Genomic DNA, 14,248 nt, shown 5'->3' on the forward strand with positions numbered 1-14,248 from the left:
CGTAGCTAGGCCAGGGTCTGCGCGGGCACGCGTACCCAGCCTTCCATCAGGACTCGCGCGCTGCGGCTCATGATCGCCTTGGTCACTTGCCACTGGCCCGCGACTTCGTTGGCCTGGGCGCCGACACGCAAGGTGCCCGATGGATGGCCGAAACACACCGTACTGCGCACGCCACCCCCGGCCGCGCGGTTGACCACGGTGCCGGGGATTGCCGCGGCGGTACCGATGGCCACCGCCGCAGTGCCCATCATCGCGTGGTGCAGCTTGCCCATCGACATGGCGCGTACGGTCAGGTCGATATCGGCGGCGGCAACGGGTTTGCCGCTGGACGCGAGGTAGTCGGCCGGTGGCGCGACGAAAGCGACCTTCGGCGTGTGCTGGCGGGTCTTTGCATCCTCAAGGCGACTGATCAGGCCCATGCGCAGCGCGCCATGGGCGCGGATGGTTTCGAAGCGAGCGAGGGCCTGTGGATCGCCATTGATCGCCTCCTGCAGTTCGCAGCCGTTGTAGCCCAGGGCGGCGGCGTCGATGAAGATGGTTGGGATCCCCGCATTGATCAGGGTCGCCTCGAAACGACCCACGTTCGGCACGTCCAGCACATCGATAAGGTTACCGGTGGGAAACATCGCCCCCGCCGCGCCCTCGGCCTCGGCAGCCGGATCGATGAACTCCAGTTGCACCTCGGCGGCCGGGAACGTCACGCCGTCGAGTTCGAAATCACCGGTTTCCTGCACCATACCGCCGCTCATGGGCACATGGGCGATGATCGTCTTGCCGATATTGGCCTGCCACACGCGAACCGTGGCGATGCCGTCGTGGGGGACGCGGGAAGGATCGAGCAGGCCAGTACTGATGGCAAAGGGGCCGACGGCGGCGGACAGGTTGCCACAGTTGCCGCTCCAGTCGACGAACGCGCTGTCGATGGACACCTGGCCGAACAGATAGTCGACGTCATGCCCCGGCTGGCTGCTCGGGCTGACGATCACCGTCTTGCTGGTGCTCGAGGTGGCACCGCCCATGCCGTCGATCTGCTTGGCGTACGGGTCCGGGCTGCCGATCACCCGCAGCAGCAGGGCGTCACGCAGTGGCCCTGGCTGGCGCGCCGGCTCGGGCAGGTCGGCGAGGTTGAAGAACACGCCCTTGCTGGTGCCGCCGCGCATGTAGGTGGCGGGAATGCGAATCTGCGTCATGGAGCTGTCCTCAGTGAGCGCCGGCGGCATGGGGAGTAGGCGCGGTGGCCTGCAGGAAATCCTGGGCGAAGCGCTGCAGCACACCACCGGCTTCGTAGATCGAGACCTCTTCGGCAGTGTCCAGTCGGCAGGTCACCGGCACCTCCAGGCGCTCGCCATTGCGCCGTTCGATGATCAGCGTCACCTGCGCCTGGGGTGTCAGTCGGCCGATCACGTCGAACACCTCGGTGCCGTCGATACCCAGGGTCTTGCGGTCGGTGCCGGCGGCGAACTGCAGCGGCAGCACGCCCATGCCCACCAGATTGGTCCGATGGATGCGCTCGAAGCCCTCGGCGGCAATTGCCTCGACCCCGGCCAGGCGTACGCCTTTGGCCGCCCAGTCGCGCGAAGAACCCTGGCCGTAATCGGCCCCGGCAATGATGATCAGCGGCTGCTTGCGCAGCATGTAGGTTTCGATCGCTTCCCACATGCGCATCACCTGGCCTTCGGGTTCCAGGCGGGTCAGCGAACCTTGGCGAACCTTGCCGTTTTCCACCACCATTTCATTGAACAGCTTGGGGTTGGCGAACGTCGCGCGCTGGGCAGTCAGGTGGTCGCCGCGGTGGGTGGCGTAGGAGTTGAAGTCTTCTTCGGGCAGGCCCATTTTGGCCAGGTATTCGCCCGCAGCGCTGTCGAGCATGATCGCGTTGGATGGCGACAGGTGATCGGTGGTGATGTTGTCCGGCAGCACGGCCAGGGGGCGCATGCCCTTGAGCGTGCGCTCGCCGGCCAGGGCGCCTTCCCAGTAGGGCGGACGACGGATGTAGGTGCTCGCCGGGCGCCAGTCGTAGAGGGGCGCGACCTTCGGCCCGGTGTCCTCGTGAATGGCGAACATGGGGATGTACACCTGGCGGAACTGCTCCGGTTTCACCGACGACTTGACCACGGCGTTGACTTCTTCGTCGCTGGGCCAGATGTCCTTGAGCCGAATGGGCTGACCCTGCGGGTCGAACCCAAGCACGTCTTTTTCGATGTCGAAGCGGATGGTGCCGGCGATGGCATAGGCGACTACCAAAGGCGGTGAGGCGAGGAAGGCCTGCCGGGCATACGGGTGGATGCGCCCGTCGAAGTTGCGGTTGCCCGAGAGCACCGCCGTGGCATACAGGTCGCGTTCGATGATCTCCTGCTGGATCAACGGGTCCAGCGCGCCGGACATGCCATTGCAGGTGGTGCAGGCGAACGCCACGATGCCGAAGCCCAGGGTTTCCAGTTCCTCGGTCAGGCCGGCTTCGTCCAGGTACAGCGCCACGGTTTTCGAGCCCGGTGCCAGGGATGACTTCACCCAGGGCTTGCGGGTCAGGCCCAGGCGGTTGGCGTTGCGCGCCAAGAGGCCGGCGGCGATCACGTTGCGCGGGTTGCTGGTGTTGGTGCAGCTGGTGATGGCGGCGATGATCACCGCGCCGTCCGGCATCTGCCCTGGCACGTCGGTCCAGGGGCCGGCGATACCTTGGGCGGCCAGGTCGCTGGTCGCCACCCGCGCGTGGGGGTTGCTGGGGCCGGCCATGTTGCGCACCACGCCCGACAGATCGAAGCTCAGGTCGCGTTCGTAGACGGCGGCGTCCAGGCTATCGGCCCACAGGCCGGTAAGGCGCGCGTAGTCTTCGACCAGCTGCACTTGCTGCTCTTCGCGACCCGTGAGGCGCAGGTAGTCGATGGTCTGCTGGTCGATGGCGAACATCGCCGCCGTGGCGCCGTATTCCGGGGCCATGTTGGAGATGGTGGCGCGGTCGCCCAGAGTCAGCTCGCGCGCGCCTTCGCCGAAGAATTCCAGGTAGGCACCGACGACTTTCTGCTGGCGCAGGTATTGGGTCAGGGCCAGCACCATGTCGGTGGCGGTGATGCCGGGTTGCAGCTGCCCGGTCAGCTCGACGCCGACGATCTCGGGCAGGCGCATCCACGAGGCGCGACCGAGCATGACGCTTTCCGCTTCCAGGCCGCCGACACCGATGGCAACCACTCCCAGCGCGTCGACGTGGGGCGTGTGGCTGTCGGTACCGACACAGGTGTCGGGGAAAGCGACACCTTCACGGACCTGGATGACCGGCGACATCTTCTCCAGATTGATCTGGTGCATGATGCCGTTGCCCGGTGGAATGACATCGACGTTCTTGAAGGCCTTGCGCGTCCAGTCGATGAAATGGAAGCGGTCTTCGTTGCGACGGTCTTCGATGGCGCGGTTCTTCTCGAACGCCTGGGGGTCGAAGCCGGCGCTTTCTACCGCCAGCGAGTGATCGACAATCAATTGGGTCGGGACCACTGGGTTGACCAGCGCCGGGTCACCGCCCTGGGAGGCAATCGCGTCGCGCAGGCCGGCGAGGTCGACCAGCGCAGTCTGGCCGAGGATGTCATGGCACACCACACGCGCCGGGTACCAGGGGAAGTCCAGGTCGCGCTTGCGCTCGATCAGCTGGCGCAACGAGGCGTCCAGGGTAGTGGGGTCGCAGCGTCGCACCAGGTTTTCGGCGAGTACGCGGGAGGTGTAGGGCAGGGTGGCGTAGGCGCCGGGCTGGAGGGCTTCGACGGCTTCTCGGGCGTCGTAATAGTCCAGTGGCGAGTTCGGCAGGGACTTGCGGTGTTGTGTGTTCATCAGGTCGGCTCACGGTGCAAGGCATGGTCAGGCATGGCAAAAGTTCGGCGGGGCGGCCTTCGCGGGCAGAGCCCGCTCCCACATAAAACCCAGCTCCAGATTCGGAGGATTGTGGGAGCGGGGCGGGCGGCGAGCCATCTACCCGCGAAGAGGCCCGCCAGGTCAGCGACGATCCAGGGGCACGAATGCGCGCTGTTCCACGCCGACATACTCCGCGCTGGGCCGGATGATCCGGTTGTTCGCGCGCTGCTCGAATACGTGCGCAGCCCAGCCCGTCACCCGCGAGCAAACGAAGATGGGTGTGAACAGTTCGGTGGCGATGCCCATGAAGTGGTACGCCGAGGCATGGTAGAAGTCGGCGTTGGGAAACAGCTTCTTCTGTTCCCACATGGTCTTGTCGATGGCCTCGGACACCGGGTAGAGCACCTTGTCGCCGGCTTCTTCGCTCAGCTTCTTGGCCCAGCCCTTGATCACCTCGTTGCGCGGATCGTTGTCCTTGTACACAGCATGGCCGAAACCCATGATCTTGTCCTTGCGCTCCAGCATGGCCAAGGTGCCGCGCACCGCCTCCTCGGGCGAAGCGAACTTCTGGATCATCGCCATCGCCGCCTCGTTGGCGCCGCCGTGCAGCGGGCCGCGCAACGAGCCGATGGCGGCGGTCACGCATGAATACATGTCCGACAGGGTCGATGCGCAGACGCGGGCAGTGAAGGTCGAGGCGTTGAATTCGTGCTCGGCGTAGAGAATCAGCGATACGTCCATCACCTTGCTGTGCAATTCACTCGGCGACTTGCCATGCAGCAGGTACAGGAAGTGCCCGGCGAACGTCTCTTCGTCGCTGCTGCAGCTGATACGCACGCCATGGTGGCTGTAGCGGTACCAGTAGCACATCATCGCCGGGAACGCCGCCAGCAGGCGGTCGCTCACGTGTTCCTGCTGGCCGAAGTTGCGCTCAGGCTCCAGCGTGCCGAGGAACGAACAACCGGTGCGCATCACGTCCATCGGATGGGTGCTCGACGGAATGCGTTCGAGCACTTCCTTCAACGGCTGCGGCAGGTCGCGCAGGCTGCGCAGCTTGCCCTGGTAGGCAGCCAGTTCGGCAGGCGTGGGCAGCTCGCCATGCAGCAGCAGGTAGGCGACTTCCTCGAACAGGGCATGTTCGGCCAGTTCGCGCACGTCATAGCCACGATAGGTCAGCCCGGCACCGGGCATGCCGACGGTCGACAGGGCGGTCTGTCCGGCCACTTGGCCACGCAGGCCAGCGCCACTGAGTACTTTTGCTTCGGCCATGGGTTTTCTCCGATCTTGGATTTGTTATTGGAATGCAGTGATCATTTTTTCTGCGCAAACAGTGCGTCCAGCTTGCGCTCGAAGTCGTGGTAGTCGATTGCCTCGTACAGCTCCATGCGAGTCTGCATGGTATCGATGACATTCTGCTGAGTGCCGTCGCGGCGTATCGCGGTGTAGACGTTCTCGGCCGCCTTGTTCATGGCACGGAACGCAGACAGTGGGTAAAGCACCAGGCCCACGCCAACGCCACCCAGTTGCTCGGTGGTGAACAGCGGGGTGGCGCCGAACTCGGTGATGTTGGCCAGAATCGGCGCCTTCACCCGGCTGGCGAACAGCTGGTACATCTGCAATTCGGTGATGGCTTCGGGAAAGATCATGTCCGCACCCGCCTCGATGCAGGCGGCGGCGCGGTCCAAGGCAGACTCCAGTCCTTCCACCGCCAGGGCATCGGTGCGCGCCATGATCACGAAGCTGTCGTCAGTGCGGGCGTCCACGGCCGCCTTGATACGATCGACCATTTCCTGCTGTGAGACGATTTCCTTGTTTGGCCGATGGCCGCAGCGTTTGGCGCCCACCTGGTCCTCGATGTGCATGGCCGCCGCGCCGAACTTGATCATCGACTTGACGGTGCGCGCAACGTTGAACGCCGACGAGCCGAAACCGGTGTCGACATCGACCAGCAACGGCAGCTCGCAGACGTCGGTGATGCGGCGCACGTCGGTCAGCACATCGTCCAGGCCGGTAATGCCCAGGTCAGGCAGGCCCAGCGAACCCGCCGCGACGCCGCCTCCGGAGAGGTAGATGGCCTTGAAGCCGGCCCGCTGCGCGAGCAGTGCGTGGTTGGCGTTGATGGTGCCGACCACCTGCAGGGGTGACTCTTCGGCGAGTGCCTGGCGGAAACGTTGGCCGGGGCTGGACGGCTGATTCATGGTTGGGCTCCTGGGGTGTTGTTGTGGTTGGGTTCCAGGTAATGGCGCTCGATGTTGCGCTTGGACGCGGCGATGTGCCTGCGCATGAGCAACTCGGCCAATTCGCCATCGCGCTCGGCGATGGCGTCGAGAATACGGTGGTGTTCGGCAAAGGCCTGATGGGGGCGGTTGGGCGTGGCCGAGAACTGGATCCGGTACATGCGCACCAACTGGTAGAGGTCGTCGCACAGCATCTGCACCAACGTGCTGTTGCCGCTGCCCTGGATGATCCGGTAGTGGAAGTCGAAATCGCCTTCCTGTTGGTAGTAGCCGACGCCGGCCTGGAACGCGGCATCGCGCTCATGGGTGGCCAGCACCTCGCGCAGTTCGTCGATCTGCACTTGGCTCATGCGCGTGGCGGCCAGCCGGCAGGCCATGCCTTCAAGCGATTCGCGGATTTCGTAGAGTTCGATGAGTTCGGCGTGGTTGAGCGATACCACCCGCGCACCGACGTGCGGAATGCGCACCAGCAAGCGTTGGCCTTCGAGGCGGTGGATGGCTTCACGCAGGGGACCGCGGCTGATGCCGTAGGTGCGTGCCAGCTCGGGCTCGGAAATCTTGCTGCCAGGGGCTATTTCGCCGTTGACGATGGCCGCCTGGATACGTCGGAAGACGTTTTCCGAAAGCGTCTCGGTTTCACCCGCAACACTGGAAACGTGCGGCGCGTCGTTGTTGGGCAGGACGTGTAATGAAACAGACGTGGCAGACATATTGTCGACACCTGGGCAGGTAGTGACAAAAAAATAGCCCCGTTTAAGTGACTAGTCAATACGTCATAGGCGAAGTGTCGACAATCTGTGGAAGTGACCGGGGGCACTGGCCCCCGATACCGTGTTGCGCTCACTCGGCTGTGGGGTAGTCCACGTAGCCTTCGGGCCCCTGGCTGTACCAGGTTTCCATCACGTCCTTGTTTAGCGGCAAGCCTTCGGCGAACCGATGGGGCAGGTCAGGGTTGGCCAGGAACGGTCGGCCGAAAGCGATGGCGTCTGCTTCACCGGCGTCCAGCGCGGCTTGCGCTTTCTCATGGGTGTAATCGGAGTTGAGCACCAGTGTGCGGCTGAAGGCCTTGCGGATGACCGGATGCACGGGCGGGCGGTCGGCCTTGCCGAAGGTACCGTCGAGCGGTGGCTCACGCAGTTCCAGGTAGGCGATGCCGATCTTGTCCAGCGCAGCGGCAGCAGCGGAGAACAGGGTTTCCGGATCGCTGTCGTTGACCCCTTGCGAATCACCATTGGGTGACAGGCGCACACCGGTACGTTCGGCACCGATGGTGTCGACAACCCGCTGTGTGACCTCTGTCAGCAGGCGGATGCGGTTTTCTACCGAACCGCCGTAGGCATCGTCACGGAAGTTGCTGTTGTCGCGCAGGAACTGATCGATCAAATAACCATTGGCCGCATGGATCTGCACGCCATCGAAGCCGGCACGCATGGCGTTCTTCGCGGCATGCTCGTAGTCGTCGAGCAACCGTGGAATTTCGTGGATGCCCAACGGACGCGCCTGCACATAGGGCTGCTTGCCATCGTAGGTATGGGTCTGACCTGGCGCAGTGGTTGCCGATGAGGAAACCGGCTGCGCGCCACCTAGGAAGCTGGGGTGAACAATGCGGCCCATATGCCACAGCTGCAGGTCGATGCGGCCACCGACCTCATGCACCGCAGCGGTGATCTTCTTCCAGCCCTCGACCTGCTCGTCGCTCCAGATGCCGGGCGCGTATGGCCAGCCCAGGCCTTCCTGAGTGATTCCGGTGGCTTCGGTGATGATCAACCCGGCGCTCGCACGCTGGGTGTAGTACTCGATCATCAAGTCGGTGGGTACATGGTTGCGCGTGGCACGGCCGCGGGTCAGCGGCGCCATCAGGATCCGGTGGGGCAGTTTCTGCGCGCCGACCTGGATCGGGTCGAATAAAGAAGGCATCTGGTCTCCCTGGTCTGTGGGTTGAAAGGCGGCTCAGGCGGTGGCGAGGGCTTTGATGATGGCGTCATTGAAGGCCGGGATATCCTTCGGGTTGCGCGAGGTGATCAAGGTCCAGCCGTTGGCCCCGCACTGCTTGACCTCTTGATCCACCCAGCCAGCGGCACCGGCGTTGGTCAGGTCGAGGCTGACGCTGGGGTACGAGGTCAGGGTTTTGCCGGGGATCACGCCAGCATTGATCAGCAGCCATGGACCATGGCAGATGGCGGCCACGACCTTGCCGGCATCGGCGAATGCCTTGACCAGTTGCTGGGCATCGGTGTCCTGGCGCAGGGTGTCGGCATTTACGGTGCCGCCGGGAATCACCAGGGCGTCGAAGTCGCTGGCGTTCAGGCCCTGGATCTTGCCGTCGGATTCAACGGTACGGTCTTTCTCGGTGTCCTGCTGGAAGGTCTGCACGGTGCCGCCTTCGCTCGAAGCGTGGGTCACGGTGGCGCCTGCTTCGCGCAGCGCTTCGAGAGGCTTGAGCAGTTCATCGCGTTCGATGCCGGTGTTGGCAGTGATGAACAGGACTTTCTTGCCTTGCAGTTGGGTACTCATGAAGGTCTTCCTCGGCTCAGTGGGTGCCTGGCACGCCAGGCGATCAGGAAATCTGAGCGCGGAGGAAAATGGAAAGTTCAGGCGGATTCTTCTTCGGTGCGGCGGGCGGGCAGGCCCGATTGCAGGCCTGCCTTTGCGTTTGCCGGCTCAGTAGCCTGCGGCAAGACCAGTGTTGCGGCGGGGATCGTTGGCGCCGTAGAAACGGTTGTTGGCCACCGGTTTGGCGCCCAGTGCCGGCGCGCCTACCAGGATCGCGGCCAGGTGATTGGCGTCCTGGGGCTCACCGAACTTGTGCCCCCAGCTTTCGAGAATCTTGCGTGTGTCGGGGCTGATGGCGAAGTTTTCCAGATTGGTGACGTCGGGCATCCACTGCTGGTGGAAGCGCGGTGCATTGACCGCCTGCTGAATGTCCATACCGTAGTCGATCACGTTGAGCATGGTCAGCAAGGTGGCGGTGATGATTCTGCTGCCGCCGGGCGTGCCGAGCACCATGACTGGCTTGCCGTCCTTGGTGACGATGGTCGGGCTCATGGACGACAGCGGCGTCTTGTACGGCGCGATGGCGTTGGCCTCGCCCTGAACCAGCCCGTACATGTTGGCCACGCCGACCTTGGAGGTGAAGTCGTCCATTTCGTCGTTGAGCAGGATGCCGGTACCGCTGGCCATGACCCGCGCGCCGAACCAGCCGTTGAGGGTATAGGTCACCGACACCGCGTTGCCCCATTTGTCGACGATGGAGTAATGCGTGGTGTTGCTGCCCTCATGGGGTGCCACACCCGGCTTGATGTCGGCGGAAACGCCGGCCTTGTTCGGTGCGATGCTGTCGCGCAGCTTGGTCGCGTAGTTGGCGTCGAGCAGGTGCGCGATGGGGTTCTTGACGAAATCCGGGTCGCCCAGGTAGCTGTTGCGGTCCACGTAGGCGTGGCGCATGGCTTCGATCTGGTAGTGCATGCCCTGCGCCGAGCCATAGCCCAGCTCGGCCATCGGGTAGCCCTGGAGGATGTTCATGATCTGGCAGATGACCACGCCGCCGGAACTGGGCGGTGGCGCGGACACCACATGGTAGCCACGGTAGTCGCACTCGATCGGGTCCAGTTCGCGGGTCTTGTACTTGTCGAGGTCGGCCTGGGTGATGATGCCTTTGCCTGCCTGGCTCGAATCGACGATGGCCTTGGCCACCCAGCCTTGGTAGAACCCGGCGTTACCCTTCTCGGAGATTTCCCGCAGCGTGCGCGCCAGGTCCTTCTGCACCAGCTTCTCGCCGGCCTTGAACGGCTGGCCCTGCTTGAGAAAGATCTTTGCCGAATCCTGGCTGTCCTTGCGGAAGTCCTCGGTGGCAGTTTCCAGTAGATCGACGTCGCCCTGGGCCAGGGTGAAACCTTCGTCTGCCAGCTTGATGGCCGGCGCCAGCAGATCGGCGCGTTTGAAGGTGCCGTATTTCTGCAACGCCAGCTCCATGCCCGACACTGTGCCGGGTATGCCTACCGACAAATGGCCATCGGTGCTCAGGCCCTCGATGACGTTGCCGGCCTTGTCCAGGTACATGTCGGCGGTGGCGGCCAGCGGTGCCTTTTCGCGGAAGTCGAGGAAGGTCTTGCGGCCATCGGCCATCTGCAGGGTCATGAAGCCACCGCCGCCGATGTTGCCCGCAGCCGGGTAGACCACGGCCAGGGCATAGCCTAGGGCCACGGCGGCATCGACGGCATTGCCGCCGTCCTTGAGCACATCCACGCCAATGTGGGTGGCCAGTTGCTGCGCGGTTACCACCATGCCGTTTTCGGCAGCGACGGGGGCGGGAGAGGCGGCGAACGTACAGGCGGGCACCAGCGCGAACGCAAGGGCGATCAGCGACTTGGGCAAGGGTTCGAGTTTCAAGAGGTGGCTCTCTTCTTCTGCGGATGGGGAGCAAAAAAGCGAATGGCTTCGCCAATCGCAAGAATAGCCGTGTTTCTCAATGTTGCTGGCGGCCGGCGGTCAACGCCGTCAGCTGCTGGCCGGCAGCATCGAAGTTATCCGTCGCCAGCCACCGCTCGAAGGCTGCGCGCAGCGCCGGCCATTCGCTGTCGATGATGGAAAACCAGGCCGTATCGCGGTTGCGACCCTTGTACACCAGCGCCTGGCGGAAGATGCCTTCGAAGCTGAAGCCCAGCCGTGCCGCGGCCTTGCGCGAGGGCTCGTTGAGGGCGTCGCATTTCCACTCGTAGCGGCGGTAACCCAGTTCGTCGAACACCCGGCGCATCAATAGGTACTGCGCTTCGGTCGACAGCGGGGTGCGTTTCATCAGGGGCGAGAACGTCACATGGCCGACCTCGATGACGCCATTGGCCGGGTCCATGCGCATCAAGGCCAGGGTGCCCACCGCGCACTGGGTACGCAGGTCGATTACCGCCCAGTGTTGCGGATCCTGGCTGGCTGCCGCGTGTTGCAGGTGACTGCGGTAGCTGTCCAGGTCGGCAAACGGGCCGACCGGCAGGTAGGTCCAGTCGCTGCCATCGGTCTGTTGGCAATAGCCGCTAAACAGGTCTTCGGCGTGGGCCGCAGCGTTCAGTGGCTCGAGCCGGCAATAGCGTCCTTCGATGACGTCGTGGGCCGGGCGAGGGCGAGGGCTCCACTCGGGAAGGGCGTGACCGACAGGCTGGTGGTGCTCGTTGCGGCTGTTCTGGTTGCTGGGCATGACGACTCCTGACGTGAGCAGAGTGAGGCAATAAGGTTGCACCGACCTCAGCGCGGATCCAGCACGATGCCGAAGCCTGTCTTGGCTTCGCTGACGATACGCAGGTGCTGGCGCTCGCCGGGCTGCGCCTGCAGGCGCAGTTCGCGGTTCAGGCGGCCTTTGCTGCATAGCAGGCCACCCTGCTTGTCGGTGGTGATGCCGACGATGTGTTCGCCCGGTGGCAGGTGAAAGGTCGCCACTTCACCCACGGCCAGCAGCGCGGCGGGTTCACGGTCGATCAGCAGTGCCACGTAGCAGCCGCCGCCCAGCATGCCGATATCACGGTCCACCACCAGCTCGCTCGATGGCGACAGCGTTTGTTGCCAGGCCGACAGCCGTTCGGCCGGCACGGCTTTCAGGTGCTCCGAATCAGCGCGAAACGAGGTACAACCCGACAGGCTTGCCGCGGCCAGCATCATCCAGAACACACGCATCGTTCGATTCCTCATAGGGCACTGTGCTCCCACTCTAGCTCAAGCGAGAAGGGGTGCCGAACACTCGCAACGTGGCCAGCTTTAGAAAAGTTTTGAAACAGGTTCCCGCCAGGGTCCGCGATGGGCAAGAATGGTTGGGCTTATCCGAACGGACTGACCTGAACCTGTGGAGGTACCGTGGCACCTAGAGACCTGATGTTGGCCCTGGTCGTGATCGTTGTCTGGGGTTTGAATTTCGTGGTGATTCGCTACGGTCTCGATGGCTTGCCGCCGATGCTGCTGGGCGGCCTGCGCTTCACTTTGGTGGCGATTCCCGCGGTGTTCTTCATCCGCCGGCCGAACCTGCCACTGCGCTGGCTGATTGCCTATGGCGCGACCATTTCCCTGGGCCAGTTCGCGTTTCTGTTCGAGGCCATGGCCAATGGCATGCCCGCCGGCCTGGCCTCGCTGGTGCTGCAATCCCAGGCCTTCTTCACCTTGTTCTTCGCTGCGCTGTTCATTGGCGAGCGCCTGCGCGCCGCCAGCGTGGTGGGCTTGCTGGTGGCGGCTGGAGGACTGGCGATGATCGGCCTGGAAAGCGATCAGGCCACGCCGTTGATGGCGGTCTTGCTGACCCTGTGCGCAGCGTCGATGTGGGCAATGGGCAATGTCATCACCCGCCGCTTCGGCAATATCGACCTGGTCGCGCTGGTGATCTGGGGCGCATTGATTCCGCCCTTGCCGTTCTTCGCCTTGTCGCTGTGGCTGGAAGGTCCGGCACTGATCCAGCAGTCGCTGTTGGGCATCGGCTGGAAATCCATCGGTAGCCTGGTCTATCTGGCTGCTGTGGCTACGGTGCTTGGCTACAGCTTGTGGAGCAAGCTGTTGTCGCGCTATCCGGCCGGCAAGGTAGCGCCGTTTTCATTGCTGGTGCCGGTGGTGGGCTTGAGTTCTTCGGCCTGGATTCTTGGCGAGCGCCTGGGTGCCCTGCAGTGGTGGGGTGGAGCGCTGGTCATGGTCGGGCTGTTGATCAACGTGTTCGGCAGCAGCCTGTTCAGCCGCCTGGGCACGGGTCGCACCGAGGCGAAATCTCTGCAATGATGAGGCCATCGATACGTCAAGGAGATGCAGCATGATGATCCGGTCGCTGACCCTCGCCACACTGTTCGCGTTCGCGGCGCCCTTGCTGGCCGCCGATGGCGACAGCCCTCTGGCCCAGGACCGCGGGAGGGCCCGGCCGCTGGTGGTCATTGCTCCCAGCTCGGTGGATCCCAACCTGCTGAAGCTGCGCAAGGCGCTGGAAGAACCCGCCAACCGCGACGGCTTCAAGCAGCGCGGCATGGTCCTGTACACCGTGATCAATACCATCGGCCAGCGTGACGGCAAGGATCTCGACCCACAGGCCACCATGTCGCTGATCCGCGACTTGAAACTGGGTGCCGGGTCCAGCCAGAAGTTCGTGCTGTTGGGCAAGGATGGCGAGAAGAAGCTCGAACAGGCGGGTTACGTCGAGCCTTCACAGCTGTTCAGCACCATCGACCAGTTGCCGGCAGCGGAAAAGGACGCCAGTGCACCCGCAGCGGCAGTGCCTGCTGCACAGGAGCCCGCCAGCAAGCCCGGCAAGGCGGCCAAGCCGAGCAAGGCGCCGCAGCCGCTCGACGATTGATCCGTCAGCGCTCTACGCCGCGTTGCGGCCTCGGATTCCTGCGTTCAAACCATGTTGAGGCGCTGCTTGCGCCGGGGTGGTGGGTAAGCGGCATCCAGCGAGGCTAGATCTGCTTCGTCGAGCTTCACCTGCAGTGCCCCGGCATTCAGCCTTACATGCTCGGGCGTGGAAGCCTTGGGGATCGCGATCACGTTGTCGTGGCGCACCACCCAGGCCAGGCATGCCTGGGCCGGCGTGATGCCATGACGCTCGGCTACCTGGCGCAAGGCGGGTTGGTCGAGTAGGCGACCGCCCTGGGCAATCGGACAATAAGCCATCAATGGCATCGCCTGCTTCGCGCACCACGGCAACAGGTCGAACTCGATGCCGCGCTCTTCCAGATTGTACAGCACCTGGTTGGTCGCGCATCCGGCGTCGTCCAGTTCGGTCATGTCATCGACATCGAAATTCGACACGCCCCAACGGCCGATCTTGCCCTGGGCCTGCAGCCGCTCGAACGCTTCCACCGTTTCGCTCAGGGGATACTGGCCGCGCCAGTGCAGCAGATACAGGTCGATGCGCTCGGTGTTCAGACGCTGCAGGCTGCGCTCGCACGCCTTGATCACGCCCTGGCTGCTGGCGTTGTGCGGGTAGACCTTGCTGACCAGCATGACTTCGTCACGACGCCCTTGGATGGCTTGCCCGACGATTTTTTCGGCGCCGCCTTCGCCGTACATTTCAGCGGTGTCGAGCAGGGTCATGCCCAGGTCGATACCTTGCTGCAGCGCGGCGATTTCCTGTTGCGCACGGGCAGGATCCTCGCCCATGCGCCAAGTGCCTTGGCCGATTCTCGCGACCGGCCTGCCGGCCAGGCTGATGCTGTTCATCG

General features: G+C 63.9%; 13 protein-coding genes. 2 read left to right on the forward strand and 11 right to left on the reverse strand.

The window, feature by feature from the left end; genetic code table 11:
• Window positions 1-5: 5 nt before the first annotated feature.
• The 10 genes from prpF to IFU31_RS14910 form a co-directional block, all read right to left on the reverse strand.
• Window positions 6-1,190 carry a 2-methylaconitate cis-trans isomerase PrpF gene (prpF, locus tag IFU31_RS14865; RefSeq protein ID WP_192103469.1) on the reverse strand — a complete coding sequence of 395 codons (1,185 nt, stop codon included), beginning with the start codon at window positions 1,188-1,190 and terminating at the stop codon, window positions 6-8.
• Between the two features lie 10 nt (window positions 1,191-1,200).
• A complete protein-coding gene (gene acnD / locus IFU31_RS14870) occupies window positions 1,201-3,816 on the reverse strand; it encodes a Fe/S-dependent 2-methylisocitrate dehydratase AcnD (protein WP_192103471.1) in 2,616 nt (871 codons plus the stop codon).
• Window positions 3,817-3,978: 162 nt separating this feature from the next.
• Complete coding sequence (prpC, locus tag IFU31_RS14875) at window positions 3,979-5,106, reverse strand: bifunctional 2-methylcitrate synthase/citrate synthase (RefSeq protein WP_122477797.1); 1,128 nt, start codon at window positions 5,104-5,106, stop codon at window positions 3,979-3,981.
• Window positions 5,107-5,147: 41 nt separating this feature from the next.
• A complete protein-coding gene (gene prpB / locus IFU31_RS14880; protein ID WP_122477799.1) occupies window positions 5,148-6,035 on the reverse strand; it encodes a methylisocitrate lyase in 888 nt (295 codons plus the stop codon).
• Complete coding sequence (locus IFU31_RS14885) at window positions 6,032-6,784, reverse strand: GntR family transcriptional regulator (RefSeq protein WP_244646817.1); 753 nt, start codon at window positions 6,782-6,784, stop codon at window positions 6,032-6,034. The genes prpB and IFU31_RS14885 overlap by 4 nt, the downstream gene beginning before the upstream one ends.
• 130 nt (window positions 6,785-6,914) lie before the next feature.
• Window positions 6,915-7,991 (reverse strand): alkene reductase, encoded by a 1,077-nt coding sequence (locus tag IFU31_RS14890; RefSeq protein ID WP_192055296.1) that lies wholly within the window; start codon window positions 7,989-7,991, stop codon window positions 6,915-6,917.
• 33 nt (window positions 7,992-8,024) lie between these two features.
• The gene (locus tag IFU31_RS14895) at window positions 8,025-8,588 is read right to left on the reverse strand and encodes a type 1 glutamine amidotransferase domain-containing protein (RefSeq protein ID WP_192059671.1); all 564 of its coding nucleotides are present in this window, start codon (window positions 8,586-8,588) and stop codon (window positions 8,025-8,027) included.
• A gap of 147 nt (window positions 8,589-8,735) precedes the next feature.
• The gene (ggt, locus tag IFU31_RS14900; protein ID WP_192103473.1) at window positions 8,736-10,463 is read right to left on the reverse strand and encodes a gamma-glutamyltransferase; all 1,728 of its coding nucleotides are present in this window, start codon (window positions 10,461-10,463) and stop codon (window positions 8,736-8,738) included.
• Window positions 10,464-10,539: 76 nt separating this feature from the next.
• On the reverse strand, window positions 10,540-11,262 hold the full coding sequence (locus tag IFU31_RS14905; RefSeq protein WP_192103475.1) for a GNAT family N-acetyltransferase: 723 nt from the start codon (window positions 11,260-11,262) through the stop codon (window positions 10,540-10,542).
• Between the two features lie 47 nt (window positions 11,263-11,309).
• Window positions 11,310-11,735 (reverse strand): 3-isopropylmalate dehydratase, encoded by a 426-nt coding sequence (locus tag IFU31_RS14910; protein ID WP_185793226.1) that lies wholly within the window; start codon window positions 11,733-11,735, stop codon window positions 11,310-11,312.
• A 195-nt stretch (window positions 11,736-11,930) separates the two neighbouring features.
• On the opposite strand from IFU31_RS14910, the gene IFU31_RS14915 reads away from it, so the two are divergent.
• Window positions 11,931-12,815, forward strand: coding sequence for an EamA family transporter (locus IFU31_RS14915; protein WP_197975811.1), 885 nt, complete (start codon window positions 11,931-11,933; stop codon window positions 12,813-12,815).
• A gap of 31 nt (window positions 12,816-12,846) precedes the next feature.
• Window positions 12,847-13,380, forward strand: a complete 534-nt coding sequence (locus IFU31_RS14920) for a DUF4174 domain-containing protein (protein WP_122477809.1) — start codon at window positions 12,847-12,849, stop codon at window positions 13,378-13,380.
• A 44-nt stretch (window positions 13,381-13,424) separates the two neighbouring features.
• Here IFU31_RS14920 and IFU31_RS14925 read toward each other — a convergent pair whose 3' ends face one another.
• On the reverse strand, window positions 13,425-14,246 hold the full coding sequence (locus IFU31_RS14925; RefSeq protein ID WP_192103477.1) for an aldo/keto reductase: 822 nt from the start codon (window positions 14,244-14,246) through the stop codon (window positions 13,425-13,427).
• Between the last annotated feature and the right edge of the window lie 2 nt (window positions 14,247-14,248).

It is taken from the genome of Pseudomonas sp. CFBP 13602, from assembly GCF_014842725.1.
GTDB classification, from domain to species: domain Bacteria; phylum Pseudomonadota; class Gammaproteobacteria; order Pseudomonadales; family Pseudomonadaceae; genus Aquipseudomonas; species Aquipseudomonas baltica.